Consider the following 20,809-nt stretch of genomic DNA (forward strand, 5'->3'; position numbering starts at 1 on the left):
TAAAAAAATTTTAAAAAAAGTTTCATGTAAAGGTTTACAAAACAACCTACTTGTGCTATACTTAAATCACAAGTTAATACAAGGTGAGTGTTACTAAGTAATATTAGGCATGATCACAGGTGAATTAGAAATCAGATGATTTTCTAGTTCATTTGTGGTCATTTTTTATACTCATATACCTTTAAAATATAAAAGGAGGTTGACATGTATCGAATTCTAAATCCAATAAATCACAATGTTTCGCTTGTCAGGCATGATAAAGGAGAAGAAGTGATTGTGATTGGTAAGGGGATTGCATTTGGAAAGAAGAAGGGAGATTTGATTTCTGAACATCAGGTTGAGAAAATCTTTCGGATGAAGACAGAAGAGTCCAGGGAAAACTTTATGGCTCTTCTCAAAGATGTTCCGCTTGATTTTATCACAGTGACCTATGAAATCATTGATAAGCTATCAAAGAAATATCATTATCCGATTCAAGAATATCTTTACGTAACCTTGACAGATCATATTTACTGTTCTTACCAAGCTCTAGCACAAGGAAGGTACAAGGATAGTAATCTGCCAGATATTTCTACCAAGTATCCTGTCGCTTTTCAAATTGCAAATGAGGCTTTTGGAATTTATCGTCAGAAGCTAGCAGATCATTTTCCTGAGGACGAAATTATTCGGATTGCTTATCATTTCATCAATGCTGAGGGTGAGAATGAAGTCCAAGTAGTTGAGTCGATTGATAAGAGGAAAGAAATTCTCAGGAATGTTGAAGAAGTGCTAAAGGACTATGCAATTCAACGAACCAAAGAGAATAATCATTTCTATGATCGCTTTATGATTCATTTGAATTATTTCCTGGATTATTTAGACCGCTCTAGAGATGATAACCAATCGCTTCTGGATATGGAAGACCATATCAAACAATCCTATCCCAGAGCGTTTGAGATTGGTTCTAAGATCTATGATGTGATTACGCAACATACGGGTCTTGATTTGTATAAGAGTGAACGAGTTTATCTAGTTCTACATATCCAACGTTTATTGTCATAAAATTTATTTAAAATTATATAAGGAGAATTCTATCATGAATAGAGAAGAAGTAACATTGTTAGGTTTTGAAATCGTAGCTTATGCTGGCGATGCTCGTTCAAAACTATTGGAAGCCTTGAAAGCTGCTGAAGCTGGTGATTTTGCAAAAGCGGATGCTCTTGTAGAGGAAGCTGGTAGCTGTATCGCAGAGGCTCACCACGCGCAAACAAGTCTATTGACTAAGGAAGCAGCTGGCGAAGATTTGGCTTATAGTGTGACCATGATGCACGGTCAAGATCACTTGATGACAACTATTTTGTTAAAAGATTTGATGCACCATTTAATTGAACTGTACAAGAGAGGAGTTAAATAATGAATAAATTAATTGCATTTATCGAGAAAGGAAAGCCTTTCTTTGAGAAACTATCTCGTAATATCTATCTTCGTGCTATTCGTGATGGTTTCATTGCAGGTATGCCTGTTATTCTCTTCTCAAGTATCTTTATCTTGATTGCCTTTGTACCAAACTCATGGGGCTTTAAATGGTCTGATGAAGTTGTAGCCTTTCTGATGAAACCTTATAGCTATTCTATGGGTATTCTGGCTCTCTTGGTAGCTGGTACAACAGCTAAGTCATTGACTGACTCAGTAAACCGTAGCATGGAGAAAACCAATCAAATCAACTATATGTCAACACTGTTAGCAGCGATTGTTGGTTTGTTGATGTTAGCAGCTGATCCTATCGAAAATGGTCTAGCTACTGGATTCTTGGGGACAAAAGGTTTGCTTTCAGCCTTCCTTGCTGCCTTTGTTACCGTAGCTATCTATAAGATTTGTGTTAAGAACAATGTCACTATTCGCATGCCTGACGAAGTTCCACCAAATATCTCACAAGTCTTTAAAGATGTGATTCCATTCACTCTCTCAGTTGTTTCACTTTATGCTCTTGATTTACTAGCTCGTCATTTTGTTGGTGCTAGTGTAGCAGAATCAATCGGTAAATTCTTTGCACCATTATTCTCTGCTGCTGATGGTTATCTAGGTATCACCATTATCTTTGGTGCCTTTGCCTTCTTCTGGTTTGTTGGTATCCATGGTCCATCTATCGTTGAGCCTGCTATCGCAGCTATTACATATGCAAATGCCGAAGTAAACTTGAACCTTCTCCAACAAGGTATGCACGCTGACAAGATTCTTACTTCTGGTACACAAATGTTTATCGTTACCATGGGTGGTACTGGTGCGACACTGGTTGTTCCATTCATGTTCATGTGGTTAACAAAATCAAAACGTAACCGTGCAATCGGTCGTGCTTCAGTAGTTCCAACTTTCTTTGGTGTAAACGAACCAATCTTGTTTGGTGCACCTCTTGTATTGAACCCAATCTTCTTCATTCCATTTATCTTTGCTCCAATCGCGAACGTTTGGATCTTCAAATTCTTTATTGAAACACTTGGAATGAATTCATTTACTGCTAATCTACCATGGACAACCCCAGCTCCACTAGGTCTAGTTCTTGGTACTAATTTCCAAGTTCTATCATTCATTCTTGCTGTCCTTCTAATTGTGGTTGACGTAGTCATTTATTATCCATTCCTTAAGGTCTATGATGAACAAATTCTAGAAGAAGAGCGTTCAGGTAAGTCTAATGATGAATTGAAAGAAAAAGTTGCTGCAAACTTCAACACTGCGAAAGCAGATGCTATTCTTGAAAAAGCAGGTGTAGAAGCAGCTCAAAATACAATTACAAAAGAAACAAATGTCTTAGTTCTTTGTGCTGGTGGAGGTACAAGTGGTCTCCTTGCAAATGCTTTGAATAAGGCAGCTGCAGAATACAATGTTCCTGTGAAAGCAGCAGCAGGTGGCTATGGTGCTCACCGTGAAATGTTACCAGAGTTTGATCTAGTTATCCTTGCCCCTCAAGTTGCTTCAAACTTTGAAGATATGAAGGCAGAAACAGATAAACTCGGTATTAAACTTGCCAAGACAGAAGGTGCTCAATACATCAAATTAACCCGTGATGGAAAAGGTGCTCTTGCATTTGTACAAGCTCAATTCGATTAACGATAGGGACTGTGAAACAGTCTCCTCTTGTTACGGAAATCGCTATGGCGAATTTCCTAATCGCCTTGTTAATTCGTTGGTAAAAAGATATCGTTTTTACCTCCTCATGTCACAATTCGATTAAGGCTAGGGACTCTGAAATAGTCTCCTATCGTTGCGGAAATCGCTATGGCGAATTTCCTAATCGCCTTGTTAATTCGTTGGTAAAAAGATATCGTTTTTACCTCCTCATGTCACAATTCGGTGACTTGGTACAAGAAGTGAGATGGAGAAGGATGGCTCACTGACTCCTCTCCTCTCACTTTTACTTTATTTAAATCAAGAAATAGGTGAAAAAAATGACAAAAACATTACCAAAAGACTTTATTTTCGGTGGCGCAACTGCTGCTTATCAAGCAGAAGGCGCTACACATACTGATGGAAAAGGACCAGTTGCTTGGGATAAATATCTTGAAGATAACTACTGGTACACTGCGGAGCCAGCTAGTGATTTTTACAATCGATATCCAGTTGACCTCGAGCTAGCAGAAGAGTATGGTGTCAATGGCATTCGAATTTCCATTGCCTGGTCACGTATTTTCCCGACTGGTTATGGTCAAGTAAATCAGAAAGGTGTCGAGTTTTATCATAATTTATTTGCTGAGTGTCACAAACGTCACGTTGAGCCTTTTGTAACTCTTCATCACTTTGACACGCCAGAAGCTCTCCACTCAAATGGAGACTTCTTAAATCGTGAAAATATTGAACACTTTGTAGACTACGCTGCCTTCTGTTTTGAAGAATTTCCAGAAGTAAACTATTGGACAACCTTCAATGAAATTGGACCAATCGGTGATGGTCAATACTTGGTTGGTAAATTCCCTCCAGGTATTCAGTACGATCTTGCCAAAGTCTTCCAATCGCACCACAATATGATGGTGTCTCATGCACGCGCGGTAAAATTGTATAAAGAGAAAGGTTATAAAGGGGAAATTGGTGTCGTGCACGCTCTCCCAACCAAGTACCCACTTGATCCTGAAAATCCTGCAGATGTTATTGCGGCAGAGTTGGAGGACATTATCCATAACAAATTTATCTTGGATGCAACTTATCTGGGTCACTACTCTGAAAAGACCCTGGCAGGGGTAGAGGCTATCTTGGCTGCCAATGGTGGTAGCTTAGATCTTCGTGAAGAAGATTTCGAAGTATTAGAATCCGCAAAAGACTTGAATGACTTCCTTGGAATTAATTACTATATGAGTGACTGGATGGAAGCCTTTGATGGAGAAACTGAAATCATCCATAATGGTAAGGGTGAAAAAGGAAGCTCTAAATACCAAATCAAAGGTGTTGGTCGTCGTGTAGCTCCTGATTATGTGCCACGTACGGACTGGGATTGGATTATCTACCCTCAAGGTTTGTATGACCAAATCATGCGCGTGAAGAAAGATTATCCTAACTATAAGAAAATCTACATCACTGAAAATGGACTTGGTTATAAAGATGAGTTCGTTGATAACACTGTTTACGATGATGGCCGTATTGATTATGTCAAACAACACTTGGAAGTATTATCTGATGCGATTGCAGATGGAGCGAATGTAAAAGGTTACTTCATTTGGTCATTAATGGATGTCTTCTCATGGTCAAATGGATATGAGAAACGTTACGGTCTCTTTTATGTAGACTTTGAAACTCAAGAACGTTACCCTAAGAAATCAGCTCACTGGTACAAGAAAGTAGCAGAAACTCAAGTGATTGAGTAGTAGAATGAGTAATTAGATATAGAATTTTAGTGAGGAAAAAAGATGTTCAAAGATTTAATCCAATCTATTTATGAAAAAGTTTATATTATCAATTTCGAAAAATGCTCTCAAACACCGTGTTTGACGAATGAAGAATTGAAAAGTCTCGGAAAATGGTATGTCTCGACTGGTAAAGAATGGATTTGTCATTCAGATTATGAGCTGGAAGAATTTAAAAATCTGTTTTTAAATTTTATCAATCCTGAAGAATGGGATAATATCTCCTTTGATTCAGATTTTATGCCGTTTCAACAATCATAAAGAATCTAGGAAACTCTTTGTAAAAATCTTCATCAAAAAATGCGTCATATCAAGATTCTTATTTTCTTGATATGACGCATTTTATATTTTATCAATCCTCAGTTTTATGGTTTAGAAAGAATAATTTTTGTTTGTTTTGAAAGTTGTTCGAAGGTTTCTTTGCTCAGTTTAGAATCTGAAACGATGGTATCAATATCTGAGATATTGTAGAAGGTGTAAAAATCAAACTTATTGAACTTACTATTGTCAGCTAGTAAGTATTTTTTATTGGAATTATTGAGGGCGATGCGTTGGGATTCACCTTCTTCTTCACTAAAGGTCGCAATCGCATTGTCCTTGATACCATTACAGCTCACGAAAGCTTTAGAAAATTGTAGATTGGCCAAATTCTGTAAGGTTAGTGTTCCCACAAATGCTCCAGTGATAGAGCGATAGTTTCCACCGATTAAAATCAAATCTGTTAGTTTTCGTTCGTTTAGGATGAGAAAGACTGGTAAACTGTTTGTTACAACACGAATATTATCGATTGGAAGTTCACGGGCAAAAGATTCCAAGGTTGTACCTGGGCCGATAAAAATAGTTTCCCCTTCATCGATTAAATGGCCTGCAAAACGGCTAATTTCTTGTTTTTCTGCGATTTGTAAGCTTTGTTTTTCAATATTGGAACGTTCATTGTTTAAAATGGAACCTGTGCGAATTTTTTCAGCACCACCGTGCACACGAACAAGTAAATCCTTGTCAGCCAACTCTTGTAAATAGCGTCTAGCAGTCATATCTGACACATCCAGGCGAGTCATGATTTCTTTTACAGTAATAGTTCCCTTTGTATTTACCGTTTCTAGAATATTATCTAGTTTTTCCTGCTTTAGCATCGTTATCACCTCTATTTCTATTACTATTTTATCATAAAGTATTCAATCAATCAATTTAAAAAACAAAAGAAAACAAAAACAAAAATATCATGGTTGTTTTAAACAAACCATGATATTTGTTATCAATTCTGAAATTGTTGACTTAGTCTAAACCGTAGTTGTAGTCATCGTCTTGCATGGCTTCAACTTCACCAAGAAGGTAACCATTTCCGACTTGAGAGAAGAAGTCGTGGTTAGAAGTTCCTGTTGAAATACCGTTCATGACAATTGGGTTGACATCATCTGCTGAATCTGGGAAGAGTGGATCTTGTCCCAGGTTCATGAGTGCCTTGTTGGCATTGTAGCGAAGGAAGGTTTTGACTTCTTCCGTCCAACCAACACCGTCATAGAGACTTTCTGTGTAGCCTTCTTCATTCTCGTAAAGAGTATAGAGCAGGTCGTACATCCATTCTTTGAGCTTTTCTTGCTCTTCTTCAGGTAATTCATTGAAACCGAGTTGGAATTTATAACCAATGTAGGTTCCGTGAACTGACTCATCACGAATAATTAATTTAATGATTTCAGCGACGTTGGCTAGTTTGTTGTTACCAAGATAGTAGAGGGGAGTGAAGAAACCAGAGTAGAAGAGGAAGGTTTCGAGGAAGACACTGGCAACTTTCTTTTCAAGTGGGCTACCGTTTAGGTAAATTTCGTTGACAATCTCAGCCTTCTTTTGTAGGTAAGGATTGGTATTGGTCCATTCGAAAATTTCTTCAATCTCAGCCTTTGTATTCAAGGTAGAAAAGATAGAAGAGTAAGATTTTGCGTGGACAGATTCCATAAATTGGATGTTATTGAAAACAGCTTCCTCATGTGGTGTACGGATGTCTGCTCGAAGGGCTTGAACCCCAGTTTCAGATTGCATAGTATCGAGAAGGGTTAAACCACCAAAGACTTTTCCAACCAAGTCTTTTTCTACATTTGATAGCTTTCTCCAGTCATCCAAGTCATTTGACAAGGGAATACGTGTATCGAGCCAGAATTGCTCCGTCAGCTTTTCCCAAGTTGATTTGTCGATGACATCTTCGATGGCATTCCAGTTAATGGCTTTGTAGTAAGTTTCCATTTGAAATCTCTTTCTGTGTTTAGTATTGCGAACTCACAATTATTTCTATTTTATCATAATTCTAGAAGAGTATCGCACAAAAAGTCGGAAGCCCGACTTTTTGCTATTTCATAGTATAGATGCTTATTCCAATTTAGTTTAGCAGGGTGAATAAATACTTATCTGAGAAAATGTAGTTTCCTCAAACAAAAATTAGATCACACAGCTTTCACATTGGTTGGCACCGACTTCTCCACCATCATCTGTAAAGGTACGGACGTAGTAGATAGACTTGATACCCTTGTTAAAGGCATAGTTACGAAGGATAGACAAGTCACGTGTCGTTTGTTTGTTTTCTTTCTTCCATTCGTAAAGACCTTTTGGAATGTCACTACGCATGAAGAGGGTGAGTGAAAGTCCTTGGTCCACGTGCTCAGTCGCAGCAGCGTAAACATCAATCACCTTACGCATATCCATGTCGTAGGCAGAAGTGTAGTAAGGAATGGTTTCTGTTGACAAACCAGCAGCTGGATAGTAGATCTTACCGATTTTCTTTTCTTGTCGTTCTTCGATACGTTGCGTAATCGGGTGGATAGAAGCAGAAACGTCGTTGATGTAACTGATAGAACCATTTGGAGCTACAGCAAGGCGGTTTTGGTGGTAAAGACCATCTGCTTGAACCTTGTCGCGAAGTTCAGCCCAGTCAGCAGCACTTGGGATAAAGACATCTTTAAAGAGTTCTTTAACACGGTCTGATTTTGGAACAAACTCGCCAGTCACATACTTGTCAAAGTAGCTTCCGTTAGCATAGTCTGATTTTTCAAAGTTGTGGAAGGTGATACCACGTTCACGCGCGATATTGTTTGATTCTACCAAGGTCCAGTAGTTCATAAGCATAAAGTAGATGCTTGTAAATTCAACAGACTCAGGCGATCCATATTCAATCAATTGTTGGGCAAGGTAGCTGTGAAGTCCCATTGCACCAAGACCAAAGGTATGAGCTTGGCTATTTCCGTGGTCGATGGTAGGAACAGCTACGATGTGTGAACTATCTGTAACGAAAGTTAAGGCACGCACCATAGCACGGATAGAACGACCAAAGTCAGGTGAAGTCATCATGTTAACCACGTTGGTTGAACCAAGGTTACATGAAACATCCGTTCCCATTTGAAGGAATTCTTGGGCATCGTTGATCAAGCTTGGTTCTTGGACTTGAAGAATCTCAGAACACAAGTTGCTCATGATAATCTTACCATCAACAGGATTTGCACGGTTAGCTGTGTCGATGTTGACTACATAAGGGTAGCCAGATTCTTGTTGCAATTTAGAGATTTCAGTTTCCAAATCACGCGCCTTGATTTTTGTCTTGCGGATATTTGGATTTGCGACTAGCTCATCGTATTTTTCAGTGATGTCGATGTAGTTAAATGGCACACCGTATTCAAGCTCTACTGAGTAAGGGCTGAAGAGGTACATTTCTTCATTTTTACGAGCTAATTCGTAGAATTTATCGGGTACTACAACACCAAGTGAAAGGGTCTTTACACGAACTTTTTCATCGGCGTTTTCTTTCTTAGTGGAAAGGAAGGCGATAATATCTGGGTGGAAGACGTTGAGGTAGACAACACCAGCACCCTGACGTTGACCCAATTGGTTTGAGTAAGAGAAGCTATCTTCGAAAAGCTTCATAACTGGAACGACGCCAGAAGCTGCTCCTTCATATCCTTTAATAGGAGCACCAGCTTCACGAAGGTTGCTGAGGGTAATTCCCACGCCACCACCGATACGTGAAAGTTGGAGAGCTGAGTTGATAGAACGTCCGATAGAGTTCATGTCATCTGTGACCTGAATCAAGAAACAAGATACCAACTCTCCACGACGAGCACGACCAGCATTCAAGAAGGAAGGAGTAGCAGGTTGGTAGCGTTGGTGGATGATTTCATTAGCAATATCAATTGCAACGGCTTCATCACCGTCGGCAAAATAAAGGGCGTTAAAGAAGACACGGTCTTCCATACTTTCAAGATAGTATTCACCGTCGTTAGTCTTCAAGGCATATTGATTATAGAACTTATAGGCAGCCATGAAAGACTTGAATTGGAAGTTTTGTTCTTTGATAAATTGAGACAATTCTTCCAAGAATTCTGGACGGTATTTCTTGATAAAGGCTGTTTCGATGTAGTTGTGTTCAATGAGGTAGTTGATTTTATCTTTGATTGAATCAAAAACCATAGTGTTTGGAACTACATTTTCTTTAAAGAAGGCATCCAAGGCTTCCTTATCTTTATGAAGCATGATTTGTCCATTGACAGGACGGTTGATTTCGTTATTGAGACGGAAGTAAGTCACGTCTTCAAGATGTTTTAATCCCATAAAATTTCCCTTATCTAATTACAAAAGAAAGGCTTCTAAGTTAGCCCTAGAAGCAGTTTCTTCTGGATGATGTACTAAGATTATGCTAATTGTTTCAGTTTTCCTGGTTGGAAACCTGAAAAGACTTCAGTTGGTGTTTGGATCACAGGAGCTGCGCTGAAACCGAGCTCTTTAACTTGATCGATGTACTCAGGTTGCTCATCAAGATTGATTTCACGATAAGCGACATTATTACTGTCCAAGAAACGTTTGGTCATTTTACATTGGACACAGTTGTTTTTAGAATAAACGGTTACCATTGTGTAACTCCTCTTTCAAAATAGATTACTTTCTTAGTATATCAGAAAATAAATTTTTGTCAATGATTTGAAACTAAATATAGTGGTCTATTTTTCTACTAAAGGTTGCAAAACACAATATGTAGTGTTTGTTTTATGAAATAGTGATAATTATCCTAGAAGTAGTTTTTTGGAAAACTATATCCTGTGTTTTGTTATCTAGAATAGAAGATTTTCAGCAAGTTATCTGAAAGGAAATCGAATAAATCCCATAAAATGCTTGAAAAAAATCCTAGAAGATGGTATAATACCAAATTGTAAGGGTTATCACATATAACTCAAAAAAGAAAGAACAAAAGGAGAGTCAAACTATGGCTTCTAAAGATTTCCACGTAGTGGCAGAAACAGGTATTCACGCACGTCCAGCAACATTGTTGGTACAAACTGCAAGCAAATTTGCTTCAGATATCACTCTTGAGTACAAAGGTAAATCAGTTAACCTTAAATCAATCATGGGTGTTATGAGTCTTGGTGTTGGCCAAGGTGCTGATGTAACTATCTCAGCTGAAGGTGCAGATGCAGATGACGCTATCGCTGCAATCTCAGAAACAATGGAAAAAGAAGGATTGGCATAAGGAAAATGACAGAAATGCTTAAAGGAATCGCGGCATCTGACGGTGTTGCAGTTGCAAAAGCATATCTACTCGTTCAACCGGATTTGTCATTCGAGACTATTTCAGTCGAAGATACAAACGCAGAAGAGGCTCGTTTGGATGTAGCTCTTGAAGCTTCTCAAAACGAGCTTTCTCTTATCCGTGAGAAAGCTGTAGGTACGCTTGGTGAAGAAGCGGCTCAAGTTTTTGACGCTCATTTGATGGTTCTTTCTGACCCAGAATTGATCGGTCAGATTAAAGAAACAATCCGTGCTAAGAAAGTCAATGCTGAAGCAGGTCTTAAAGAAGTGACTGACATGTTCATCACGATCTTTGAAGGTATGGAAGACAATCCATACATGCAAGAACGTGCAGCGGATATCCGCGACGTGACAAAACGTGTATTGGCAAACCTTCTTGGTAAGAAATTGCCAAACCCAGCTTCTATCAACGAAGAAGTAATCGTGATTGCGCATGACTTGACACCATCTGATACAGCTCAATTGGACAAAAACTTTGTAAAAGCTTTTGTAACAAACATCGGTGGACGTACAAGCCACTCAGCTATCATGGCACGTACACTTGAAATTGCAGCTGTATTGGGAACAAACAACATCACTGAAGTAGTGAAGGACGGTGATATCCTTGCCGTTAACGGAATTACTGGTGAAGTGATTATCAACCCAACAGATGAACAAGCGGCAGAATTTAAAGCAGCTGGTGAAGCTTATGCTAAACAAAAAGCTGAATGGGCACTTTTGAAAGATGCTCAAACAGTGACTGCTGACGGTAAACACTTCGAGTTGGCTGCTAACATCGGTACTCCAAAAGACGTTGAAGGTGTTAACAACAACGGTGCTGAAGCTGTCGGACTTTACCGTACAGAGTTCTTGTACATGGATTCTCAAGACTTCCCAACTGAAGATGAGCAGTATGAAGCATACAAAGCTGTTCTTGAGGGAATGAATGGTAAACCAGTGGTTGTTCGTACAATGGATATCGGTGGAGATAAGGAACTTCCTTACTTCGATATGCCACATGAAATGAACCCATTCCTTGGATTCCGTGCCCTTCGTATCTCTATTTCTGAAACTGGAGATGCAATGTTCCGTACACAAATCCGTGCCCTTCTTCGTGCTTCTGTTCATGGTCAATTGCGTATCATGTTCCCAATGGTTGCCCTTTTGAAAGAATTCCGTGCAGCCAAAGCAGTTTATGAAGAAGAAAAAGCAAACCTTCTTTCTGAAGGAGTTGCAGTTGCGGATGACATCCAAGTTGGTATCATGATTGAAATCCCTGCAGCAGCAATGCTTGCAGACCAATTTGCAAAAGAAGTAGACTTCATGTCAATTGGAACAAACGACTTGATCCAATACTCAATGGCAGCAGACCGTATGAACGAGCAAGTTTCATACCTTTACCAACCATATAACCCATCAATCCTTCGCTTGATCAACAACGTTATCAAGGCAGCTCACGCTGAAGGTAAATGGGCTGGTATGTGTGGTGAGATGGCTGGTGACCAAAAAGCTGTTCCACTTCTTGTCGGAATGGGCTTGGATGAGTTCTCTATGTCAGCAACATCAGTCCTCCGTACACGTAGCTTGATGAAGAAATTGGACACTGCTAAGATGGAAGAGTACGCTAACCGTGCCCTTACAGAGTGTTCAACAATGGAAGAAGTTCTTGAACTTCAAAAAGAATACGTTAACTTTGATTAATGTCATTAACCTTGTAACCTAGTTGCAAGGTTTTTTGACGCATTTTGGGAAAGTATAGTCTAATAAACTCCACTTTTCAATGATGAAGAGGCATGATATAATAGGAGAAACAAATAGAATAAGAGAGAAACAAATAGAATAAGAGAGAAATCATGTCTAAAGAAATTGATATTGAATATTACCACCAGCTAGCCTTACAAAAGCAGAAGGAGCATCGTAAAGTTTTAGCCAATCTAAAGAAAAAGCCACCAAAAAATCTAGATAAGATAGCCCAGCAGATTCACCAAGAAGTATTTGAGGAAATTGATTGTACTGCCTGTGCCAACTGTTGCAAGACATTGGGACCTGACTTCAAGGAAGCAGACATCACTCGTATTGCTAAGTACTTTAAGATGAAATTACCAGCTTTTGAAGCGGAGTTTCTGCAGGTAGATGAAGATGGCGATAAGGTTTTTAAATCCATGCCTTGTCCCTTTCTAGGAGGAGATAATCTCTGTTCCATCTATGATGTTCGTCCAAAGGCCTGTCGTGAATTTCCCCATACAGACAGGAAAAAAATCCATCAAATCAACCATTTGACTATTAAGAATACCTTGACCTGTCCAGCAGCCTATCTCTTTGTTGAGAAATTAAAGGATAAGTTATAGAGATTTAAAGGATAAAAAATTTCTAATAATAACTAGTAATATGAAGGGAGAACTCTGTGCCTAGACCGAAAACAAAAGAGGAGCTAATGCTGGCCTCTAAGGAAAACTATGAAAAGCTCAATCGTTTCATCTCCCAACTAAGTGAAGATGAGCTACAGATTCCATTTGATTTTTCAAGAGACCCAAAGAAAAAAGAAGCTCACTGGAAAAGGGATAAAAATCTACGGGATGTCTTGATCCATCTTTATGAATGGCAGCAGTTACTTTTGACTTGGGTACATTCCAATCAAAAAGGTCACGAAAGACCTTTTCTCCCTGAATCTTATAATTGGAAAACTTATGGAGAAATGAATATCGCTTTTTGGAAGAAGCACCAGAAAACCTCCTTAGAAGAAGCGACTAGACTCCTAGAACAATCACATAGGGAGGTTTTAGAATTGATAGAAGTTTTTAGCAATGACGACCTCTTTACCAAAGGTGTCTATAAGTGGACCGGCGGAACAAGTCTAGGTTCCTACTTTGTCAGTAACACCTCCAGTCATTATGATTGGGCTATGAAAAAACTCAAAGCTCATCGGAAGAATTGTAAGTCTCATTAGTTCAAGTGACAATGAAATTCAGGAAAGGTTCTTATAAGTTTCGAATAGCTTAGTTCTCCTTATTTTTGAGTTATTCTAGCTTTAGAATCCTTCAAAAATTAAAATTTAAGGTAATCAATGGCTTAGAATAGTACGAAAACATTTAGTTTATAGGAATTCTAGGTCTATAATCACATGGATATTTATGAAGTTAGTGTATTCGATAGTTAGGATTGTTCTATTCTGAAAGATTTGAGCTGTCAATTGTATAGGATAGTGTTTTGCCAATGAATTTTGTTGAAAGATTCCTTGTTTTATGGTAGTCTAAAGTAAAAGAAAGCCCTACCATTATATTTGTATCTTTAATCTGACTTGGTTTAGGTCTAGAAGAGGGATAGATATTTGGGATTTTAAATAACAATTATATTTTCACTTGCAAAAAAATGTATTTCAACTTTATCTAATGTAGAAGAAGGAAATATCATAAAATGCTTATGACTTGTTGGAAAGAGAATGTGAGCTAAAAATGGATTCTCTTTACATATTAGGAGTAGGTAGATGAGTAATCTAGAGTCAATTCGTAAAGCGCATATCATCGTGTGGGGTGCCTATCTATTTTTATCATTAAGGGCGCCACTAATTAGCAGCACTGAGTATTTCTTGCTTATTTTTTTAGCGTTTCTCTATTCAATAGTATCGCTACCTATATACTCTGTGAAGAATAAAATAGTATCCATTTGTTTGGCTATAAACTCGATTCTGTTAATTAGTTTTCCAATTTTAATCAATAAATTTTTCCCAGGAAAGGTTTCTACTTATATCGTATTAATAAGTAATTTTATCCTGGAGTTCTTAATCTTTAATAAAATCGGTAAAGATTTTGATACTAGATTAGCTAGCGAGTATAGGAAAATCAGTCAATTTAAAAGTAAGATGTCTCAATCTCCTTGGATAAAATATTTAGAGATTTCTAGTTTTATATTAACTATATTTCCATTTATTCTTCATGGTACAGTTGCTAATCGTGTATTGGCTCTTATCTTTTTGATAAAAATTTGTGTAGATACGACGATAAAGTTTCTATTAAACAGAATCTTTAATTCAAGTGAGGTAATGAAAAGGAGAGTATTTTCTCTGTTTGTACTAGATTTGATTGTCTATTTATTTTTAGGCTATGTTTTAGCAATTCAAAAAGACGGATATCTGTTTTCAATTCTACTAATTTTTTCTAATTTTTCACTTCCATTTATCAGAGAAAAAGAGTATGAATTATTTAAAAATAAGAAATGAGATAAATATGGTTAAATCTTACTTCTCTTTAAAATCAAATCAGATAGAGAAAAGATATCTTATCTAGGTAACAAAGTGCTTTTAATAGAGTCACCGATTACTTGTTAGGATTATGTCCTGACCATATTCAATTAAAAGGAGAATATTCAAATGAAACATTTCTTTGCTGGTATCGGAGAGATAAAATTAACTTTCTACATTTTATATGTTTTGCTAGGTCTAGCACCTTTATTTCACACTTATATAATAAATGCTGATACAAGTGTAGGAAAATCAACTTTAATTATTATAGGAGTAGTCTCTGTATTTATTTTAACTATTGCTCGAATTTATAGAAGATTTTTCTATAATTCACTAGATTAGTATGGGTTAGTTAATCAATTGGAACTATTATTCTTTGTGATAATATACTACTTTTAAGTTTTTGCATTAATCAGCCGAATGAAGTGAAAGTTGTTTATCTTAGAAAGGAAAACACCAAATTGTCTTACAAATTTCTACTTTTCGACCTCGACCACACCTTGCTTGATTTTGATGTTGCTGAGGATGTGGCTTTGACCCAACTTCTAAAAGAAAAAGGAGTTACAGATATTCAGGCTTATAAAGACTATTACATTCCTATGAACAAGGCTCTCTGGAAGGACTTGGAACAAAAGAAAATCAGTAAACAAGAGCTGGTTAACACGCGCTTTTCTCGTTTATTTGCTCATTTTGGACAGGAAAAAGACGGTAGTTTTCTAGCCCAACGTTACCAATTTTACCTCGCCCAACAGGGACAAACTCTTTCAGGCGCTCATGAACTCTTAGACAACCTCATCGAGAGAGATTATGAGCTATATGCTGCGACAAATGGCATTACTGCCATTCAGACAGGTCGTTTGGCTCAATCTGGTCTAGCACCTTATTTCAATCAAGTCTTTATCTCTGAACAGTTGCAAACACAAAAACCGGATGCTCTCTTTTATGAAAAGATTGGCCAACAGATTGCAGGTTTTAGTAAAGAAAAGACGTTGATGATTGGAGATTCTCTAACCGCCGACATTCAAGGCGGCAATAATGCGGGGATTGACACTATTTGGTACAATCCTCATCACCTCGAAAATCCCACACAAGCTCAGCCAACCTACGAAGTCCATTCTTACCAAGACTTGCTGGATTGCTTAGATAAACTGTAAAAAGTGGTTTAGATAGCCACTTTTTGCTATAATAGAGGCAGTAAAAAAGAAGGAGTCGGCTATGGAACACTCGTCTTGGCATGATTTGATAAAGGAACAATTACCTGAGGGTTATTTTGGGAAAATCAATCAGTTTATGGAGCAGGTCTATGCTCAGGGTACTGTTTATCCGCCCAAAGAAAAGGTTTTTCAGGCCCTCTTGACAACACCGCTTGAAGAAGTTAAGGTGGTGATTCTAGGGCAAGATCCTTATCACGGGCCAGGTCAAGCGCAGGGCTTGAGTTTTTCTGTACCTGACTCTATCCCAGCTCCACCATCCTTGCAAAATATCTTGAAAGAATTGTCAGATGATATCGGGGTCAAGAAATCTCATGATTTGACAGCTTGGGCTGAGCAAGGAGTCTTGCTTCTTAATGCTTGTTTGACGGTTCCGGCTGGACGTGCCAATGGTCATGCTGGGCAGATATGGGATCCTTTTACGGATGCTGTGATTCAGGTGGTCAATCATCTAGATAGACCAGTCGTTTTTGTACTCTGGGGAGCTTATGCACGCAAGAAGAAGGCCTTAGTTACCAATCCTCATCACATGATTATCGAATCAGCCCATCCCAGCCCTTTGTCAGTTTACAGAGGATTTTGGGGTTCCAAGCCTTTTTCCAAGGCCAATGCATTCTTAACAGAGACAGGACAAGAGCCAATCGATTGGCTTAGATAAGGAGAGAATATGCCTCAGTTAGCGACGATTTGCTACATTGATAACGGGAAAGAACTGCTCATGCTCCACCGTAATAAGAAGCCAAATGATGTCCATGAAGGGAAATGGATTGGTGTGGGTGGCAAACTAGAGCGTGGTGAGACGCCTCAGGAATGCGCAGCGCGTGAAATTCTCGAAGAAACAGGACTGAAAGCCAAGCCAGTTCTAAAAGGTGTTATCACTTTTCCTGAATTTACACCAGATTTAGACTGGTACACCTATGTTTTTAAGGTGACAGAGTTCGAGGGGGACTTGATTGATTGCAACGAGGGAACGCTAGAATGGGTTCCCTATGACGAGGTTTTGAGTAAGCCGACTTGGGAAGGTGACCATACCTTTGTTAAGTGGCTTTTAGAGGATAAACCATTCTTTTCAGCCAAGTTTGTGTATGATGGGGATAAATTGTTGGATACCCAAGTTGATTTCTATGAATAAAGGAGAAAGCAGATGCTACTAATCAAAAACGGTCGTGTAATGGATCCCAAGTCTGGTTTGGATCAAGTGTGCGATGTCTTAGTCCAAGATGGGAAAATTGTCAAAATTGCGCCTGAGATCACGGAAGAAAGAGCAGAAATCATAGATGCTACAGGTCTTGTAGTTGCTCCTGGCTTGGTCGATATTCATGTTCATTTCCGTGAACCGGGACAAACACATAAAGAAGACATTCATACTGGTGCCCTAGCAGCCGCTGCAGGTGGTTTTACTACTGTCGTCATGATGGCTAATACCAGTCCAACCATCTCGGATGTAGAGACTTTGCAAGAAGTTCTCCAGTCAGCTGCCAAAGAGAAGATTAATGTTAAGACGGTTGCGACCATTACTAAGAATTTTAATGGGCAAGATTTGACTGACTTTAAAGCACTCTTAGAAGCTGGAGCTGTTGGTTTTTCTGATGATGGTATTCCACTTGAAAGCAGTAAAGTTGTCAAGGAAGCCATGGAGGAAGCCAAAAAGCTTAATACCTTTATTAGTCTACATGAGGAAGATCCAGGATTGAACGGTGTTCTTGGCTTTAACGAAAATATTGCTAAAGAACATTTCCATATCTGCGGTGCGACTGGGGTGGCTGAGTATGCTATGATGGCGCGTGATGTCATGATTGCCTATGCAACCAAGGCCCATGTTCATATTCAACATTTGTCTAAGGAAGAAAGTGTCAAAGTAGTTCAGTTTGCTCAGGGGCTAGGTGCGCAAGTCACGGCAGAAGTAGCGCCACAGCATTTCTCCAAGACCGAAGCGCTCCTTTTGACACAAGGTAGCAATGCTAAGATGAATCCGCCACTTCGTTTGGAATCAGACCGTCGTGCTGTTATCGAAGGTCTTAAATCAGGCATCATCACAGTTATCGCGACTGACCACGCGCCTCATCATGCAGATGAGAAAAATGTCGAAGATATTACCAAAGCACCATCTGGTATGACTGGTTTGGAAACATCTCTTTCTCTCGGTTTAACTTATTTGGTGGAAGCTGGTGAGTTAAGCTTGATGGAATTACTTGAAAAAATGACATACAACCCATCCAAGCTTTACAACTTTGAAGCAGGTTACTTGGCTGAGAATGGTCCAGCGGACATCACTATTTTTGATGCTAAGGCTGACCGCCTGGTGGACTCCCATTTTGCTTCAAAAGCAGCTAATTCACCATTCATCGGTGAAACTTTAAAAGGGCAGGTTAAATATACCATCTGTAAGGGACAAATTGTCTATCAAAACTAGGTGGGAGTCTGCTCTGTAAACAAAAAGAATAGAGAGCCTATATGTACCAAACCCATCATTTTAAAGACAAATTTATCTTATTTTTAAAGATATTTTTCCCTATCCTGATTTATCAATTTGCAAATTATTCTGCCTCCTTTGTTGATACGACTATGACAGGTCAATACAACACCATGGACTTGGCTGGTGTGTCTATGGCAACCAGTATCTGGAATCCTTTCTTTACCTTTCTAACAGGTATTGTATCAGCCTTGGTGCCTATCATTGGTCACCATCTTGGGCGAGGTAAAAAGGAAGAAGTTGCGTCTGATTTTTACCAATTTATCTATTTGGCTTTGGGACTATCTATGGTCTTGCTGGGGATGGTACTTTTCTTGGCACCACCAATCTTGAATCATCTTGGACTAGAAGCACCAGTGGCGGCAGTAGCAGTTCGCTATCTCTGGTTTTTATCTATCGGGATTATCCCCCTTTTGCTCTTTAGTGTCATTCGCTCCTTGCTGGATTCGCTGGGCTTGACCAAACTGTCCATGTATCTCATGCTTTTGTTGCTTCCTCTCAATAGTGGATTTAACTATCTCTTGATTTTCGGGGCCTTTGGTGTTCCAGAACTGGGAGGTGCTGGTTCTGGTTTAGGTACTTCTTTAGCCTACTGGGTCTTGCTGGGAATTTCTGTTCTGGTTCTATTTAAACAGGAGAAACTCAAAGCCCTACATCTTGAGAAACGAATTCCACTTAATATGAATAAAATCAAGGAAGGAGTTCGATTGGGTCTGCCTATTGGGGGAACTGTCTTCGCGGAAGTGGCTATCTTTTCAGTGGTTGGCTTGATTATGGCTAAGTTCTCTTCATTGATAATAGCTAGTCACCAGTCAGCTATGAACTTTTCAACTCTCATGTACGCCTTTCCTATGAGTATCTCATCGGCTATGGCTATTGTTGTTTCCTATGAAGTGGGAGCCAAGCGATTTGATGATGCGAAAACCTATATTAGTCTAGGAAGATGGACAGCCCTTATTTTTGCAGGCTTCACCTTATCTTTCCTTTACATTTTTAGGGGAAATGTGGCCAGTCTTTATGGTAACGACCCAGAATTTATCGATTTGACAGCGAGTTTTTTGTCTTATAGTCTTTTCTTCCAGTTAGCAGATACCTTTGCAGCACCGCTTCAGGGAATTTTAAGGGGTTATAAGGATACAGTGATTCCTTTTTACCTTGGTTTGGTTGGTTATTGGGGTGTAGCAATCCCAGTAGCTATGGCCTTTGATTCCCTAACAGATTTTGGAGCTTATTCTTACTGGATTGGTTTGATTATTAGTCTAATCATAAGTGGGGCTCTCTACCGTTGGCGTTTAACTGTGATTATGAAGAGATTTGAATCTTTGGCAAAATCTAAATGCTAAAAAGTTTGTGAAAAAATATTCTTTGTAAGCAAATCCCTTGTTTTCATGGGGTTTTCTTTTTTATTTTGTGAATTTTTCTTAAGAAAAACTTTGACAGTATTTGCCAAAAACGGTAAAATAGTAAGGTAAGAAGAAACTTAGAAAGGCAAGAAGATGTCAACTTTAGATAAAAATCTTTTGCTAGAGATGTTCCGTAAGATGGAAGAAATCCGTCGTATGGACTTAAAAATTGCGCAATTAGTAAAGAAAGGGAAAGTGCCAGGAATGACGCACTTTTCTGTTGGAGAAGAGGCAGCTAACGTGGGTGCTATGTTGGCTCTCAACCCAGATGATCTAATTACCTCAAACCACCGTGGTCACGGACAAGCTATTGCCAAAGGAATTGACCTTAATGGAATGATGGCTGAAATCCTTGGTAAATACACTGGAACCTGTAAAGGTAAAGGTGGTTCTATGCATATCGCTGACCTTGATGCTGGGAACCTTGGTGCCAATGGTATCGTAGGTGGTGGTATGGGGATCGCTGTCGGTGCAGCCCTCAGTCAGCAAATGCAAAATACCGGTAAAATCGTTGTCTGCTTTTTTGGAGATGGTGCGACCAACGAAGGTGTTTTCCATGAAGCAGTAAATATGGCTTCTATCTGGAACCTGCCAGTCATTTTCTATTGCATCAACAACGGTTATGGAATCTCTGCGGATATCAAGAAAATGACTAATGTAGAACATATCCATCAACGTAGCGCTGCTTATGGAATTCCTGGAATGTTCATCGAAGATGGAAACAATGTCATCGACGTTTATGAAGGATTTAAGAAAGCCGTAGATCATGTTCGTGGTGGCAACGGTCCAGTCTTGATTGAAAGTGTTACTTATCGCTGGCTTGGTCACTCATCATCTGACCCTGGTAAATATCGTACGCGTGAAGAAGTGGAATTGTGGAAACAAAAAGACCCAATCGAAAACCTTCGCAAGTACCTCATTGAAAATAACATTGCAAGTGCCGAAGAATTGGAAGAAATCCAAGCGCAAGTCAAGGAAGCAGTAGAAGCTTCTGTTAAATTTGCAGAGGAAAGTCCATTCCCACCGCTTGAATCAGCATTTGAAGATATTTACGCAGACTAAGGAGAAAGAGATAA

At 38.9% G+C, this 20,809-nt stretch carries 21 protein-coding genes; 17 read left to right on the forward strand and 4 right to left on the reverse strand.

Translation table 11 applies throughout. From position 1 onward, the window contains the following. Nucleotides 1-204 precede the first annotated feature (204 nt). The 5 genes from NMM26_RS00005 (at nt 205) to NMM26_RS00025 (ending at nt 5,129) form a co-directional block, all read left to right on the forward strand. Nucleotides 205-1,041: a transcription antiterminator gene (locus tag NMM26_RS00005; protein WP_254753743.1), complete on the forward strand. Its 837-nt coding sequence runs from the start codon at nt 205-207 to the stop codon at nt 1,039-1,041. Between the two features lie 34 nt (nt 1,042-1,075). After that, nucleotides 1,076-1,393, forward strand: coding sequence for a PTS lactose/cellobiose transporter subunit IIA (locus NMM26_RS00010; protein ID WP_023936918.1), 318 nt, complete (start codon nt 1,076-1,078; stop codon nt 1,391-1,393). Beyond that, a complete protein-coding gene (locus tag NMM26_RS00015) occupies nt 1,393-3,084 on the forward strand; it encodes a lactose-specific PTS transporter subunit EIIC (RefSeq protein WP_084924483.1) in 1,692 nt (563 codons plus the stop codon). The genes NMM26_RS00010 and NMM26_RS00015 overlap by 1 nt, the downstream gene beginning before the upstream one ends. 338 nt (nt 3,085-3,422) lie before the next feature. Continuing rightward, nucleotides 3,423-4,829 carry a 6-phospho-beta-galactosidase gene (gene lacG, locus NMM26_RS00020; protein WP_084946568.1) on the forward strand — a complete coding sequence of 469 codons (1,407 nt, stop codon included), beginning with the start codon at nt 3,423-3,425 and terminating at the stop codon, nt 4,827-4,829. Between the two features lie 42 nt (nt 4,830-4,871). After that, nucleotides 4,872-5,129, forward strand: coding sequence for a DUF3884 family protein (locus NMM26_RS00025; protein WP_024056886.1), 258 nt, complete (start codon nt 4,872-4,874; stop codon nt 5,127-5,129). Between the two features lie 104 nt (nt 5,130-5,233). Here the strand turns inward: NMM26_RS00025 and NMM26_RS00030 are convergent, their stop codons facing one another. From NMM26_RS00030 to nrdH, 4 genes are all read right to left on the reverse strand, one after another. Then, nucleotides 5,234-6,001 carry a DeoR/GlpR family DNA-binding transcription regulator gene (locus NMM26_RS00030; RefSeq protein ID WP_000917573.1) on the reverse strand — a complete coding sequence of 256 codons (768 nt, stop codon included), beginning with the start codon at nt 5,999-6,001 and terminating at the stop codon, nt 5,234-5,236. Between the two features lie 142 nt (nt 6,002-6,143). After that, nucleotides 6,144-7,106: a class 1b ribonucleoside-diphosphate reductase subunit beta gene (gene nrdF / locus NMM26_RS00035; RefSeq protein ID WP_000451386.1), complete on the reverse strand. Its 963-nt coding sequence runs from the start codon at nt 7,104-7,106 to the stop codon at nt 6,144-6,146. Nucleotides 7,107-7,298: 192 nt separating this feature from the next. After that, nucleotides 7,299-9,458 (reverse strand): class 1b ribonucleoside-diphosphate reductase subunit alpha, encoded by a 2,160-nt coding sequence (gene nrdE / locus NMM26_RS00040; RefSeq protein ID WP_049516644.1) that lies wholly within the window; start codon nt 9,456-9,458, stop codon nt 7,299-7,301. An 80-nt stretch (nt 9,459-9,538) separates the two neighbouring features. After that, nucleotides 9,539-9,757 carry a glutaredoxin-like protein NrdH gene (gene nrdH, locus NMM26_RS00045; protein WP_000259240.1) on the reverse strand — a complete coding sequence of 73 codons (219 nt, stop codon included), beginning with the start codon at nt 9,755-9,757 and terminating at the stop codon, nt 9,539-9,541. 350 nt (nt 9,758-10,107) lie between these two features. Between nrdH and NMM26_RS00050 the strand changes: the two genes are divergently transcribed. From NMM26_RS00050 to NMM26_RS00105, 12 genes are all read left to right on the forward strand, one after another. Next, a complete protein-coding gene (locus NMM26_RS00050) occupies nt 10,108-10,371 on the forward strand; it encodes a phosphocarrier protein HPr (protein WP_000146947.1) in 264 nt (87 codons plus the stop codon). A 5-nt stretch (nt 10,372-10,376) separates the two neighbouring features. Beyond that, nucleotides 10,377-12,110: a phosphoenolpyruvate--protein phosphotransferase gene (ptsP, locus tag NMM26_RS00055; RefSeq protein WP_049516641.1), complete on the forward strand. Its 1,734-nt coding sequence runs from the start codon at nt 10,377-10,379 to the stop codon at nt 12,108-12,110. Nucleotides 12,111-12,262: 152 nt separating this feature from the next. After that, nucleotides 12,263-12,757, forward strand: coding sequence for a YkgJ family cysteine cluster protein (locus tag NMM26_RS00060; RefSeq protein ID WP_000031481.1), 495 nt, complete (start codon nt 12,263-12,265; stop codon nt 12,755-12,757). A gap of 56 nt (nt 12,758-12,813) precedes the next feature. After that, the gene (locus tag NMM26_RS00065) at nt 12,814-13,356 is read left to right on the forward strand and encodes a ClbS/DfsB family four-helix bundle protein (protein WP_254753744.1); all 543 of its coding nucleotides are present in this window, start codon (nt 12,814-12,816) and stop codon (nt 13,354-13,356) included. 537 nt (nt 13,357-13,893) lie between these two features. Beyond that, nucleotides 13,894-14,625 (forward strand): hypothetical protein, encoded by a 732-nt coding sequence (locus tag NMM26_RS00070; RefSeq protein ID WP_254753745.1) that lies wholly within the window; start codon nt 13,894-13,896, stop codon nt 14,623-14,625. Between the two features lie 150 nt (nt 14,626-14,775). Then, complete coding sequence (locus NMM26_RS00075; protein ID WP_049550846.1) at nt 14,776-14,988, forward strand: hypothetical protein; 213 nt, start codon at nt 14,776-14,778, stop codon at nt 14,986-14,988. 119 nt (nt 14,989-15,107) lie between these two features. Beyond that, the gene (locus NMM26_RS00080) at nt 15,108-15,800 is read left to right on the forward strand and encodes a YjjG family noncanonical pyrimidine nucleotidase (protein WP_254753746.1); all 693 of its coding nucleotides are present in this window, start codon (nt 15,108-15,110) and stop codon (nt 15,798-15,800) included. Nucleotides 15,801-15,861: 61 nt separating this feature from the next. Continuing rightward, complete coding sequence (locus NMM26_RS00085) at nt 15,862-16,515, forward strand: uracil-DNA glycosylase (protein ID WP_254753747.1); 654 nt, start codon at nt 15,862-15,864, stop codon at nt 16,513-16,515. A 9-nt stretch (nt 16,516-16,524) separates the two neighbouring features. Continuing rightward, complete coding sequence (locus tag NMM26_RS00090) at nt 16,525-16,989, forward strand: 8-oxo-dGTP diphosphatase (RefSeq protein ID WP_001135771.1); 465 nt, start codon at nt 16,525-16,527, stop codon at nt 16,987-16,989. 12 nt (nt 16,990-17,001) lie between these two features. After that, complete coding sequence (locus tag NMM26_RS00095) at nt 17,002-18,270, forward strand: dihydroorotase (RefSeq protein ID WP_254753748.1); 1,269 nt, start codon at nt 17,002-17,004, stop codon at nt 18,268-18,270. Nucleotides 18,271-18,311: 41 nt separating this feature from the next. Then, nucleotides 18,312-19,673: an MATE family efflux transporter gene (locus NMM26_RS00100; protein ID WP_000284943.1), complete on the forward strand. Its 1,362-nt coding sequence runs from the start codon at nt 18,312-18,314 to the stop codon at nt 19,671-19,673. Nucleotides 19,674-19,826: 153 nt separating this feature from the next. Beyond that, nucleotides 19,827-20,795, forward strand: coding sequence for a thiamine pyrophosphate-dependent dehydrogenase E1 component subunit alpha (locus tag NMM26_RS00105; RefSeq protein ID WP_000105367.1), 969 nt, complete (start codon nt 19,827-19,829; stop codon nt 20,793-20,795). Nucleotides 20,796-20,809: the final 14 nt, after the last annotated feature.

The sequence above is a fragment of the Streptococcus sp. CF7_Ac1-8 genome (genome assembly GCF_024295435.1).
In the GTDB taxonomy this organism is placed as follows: domain Bacteria; phylum Bacillota; class Bacilli; order Lactobacillales; family Streptococcaceae; genus Streptococcus; species Streptococcus mitis_AP.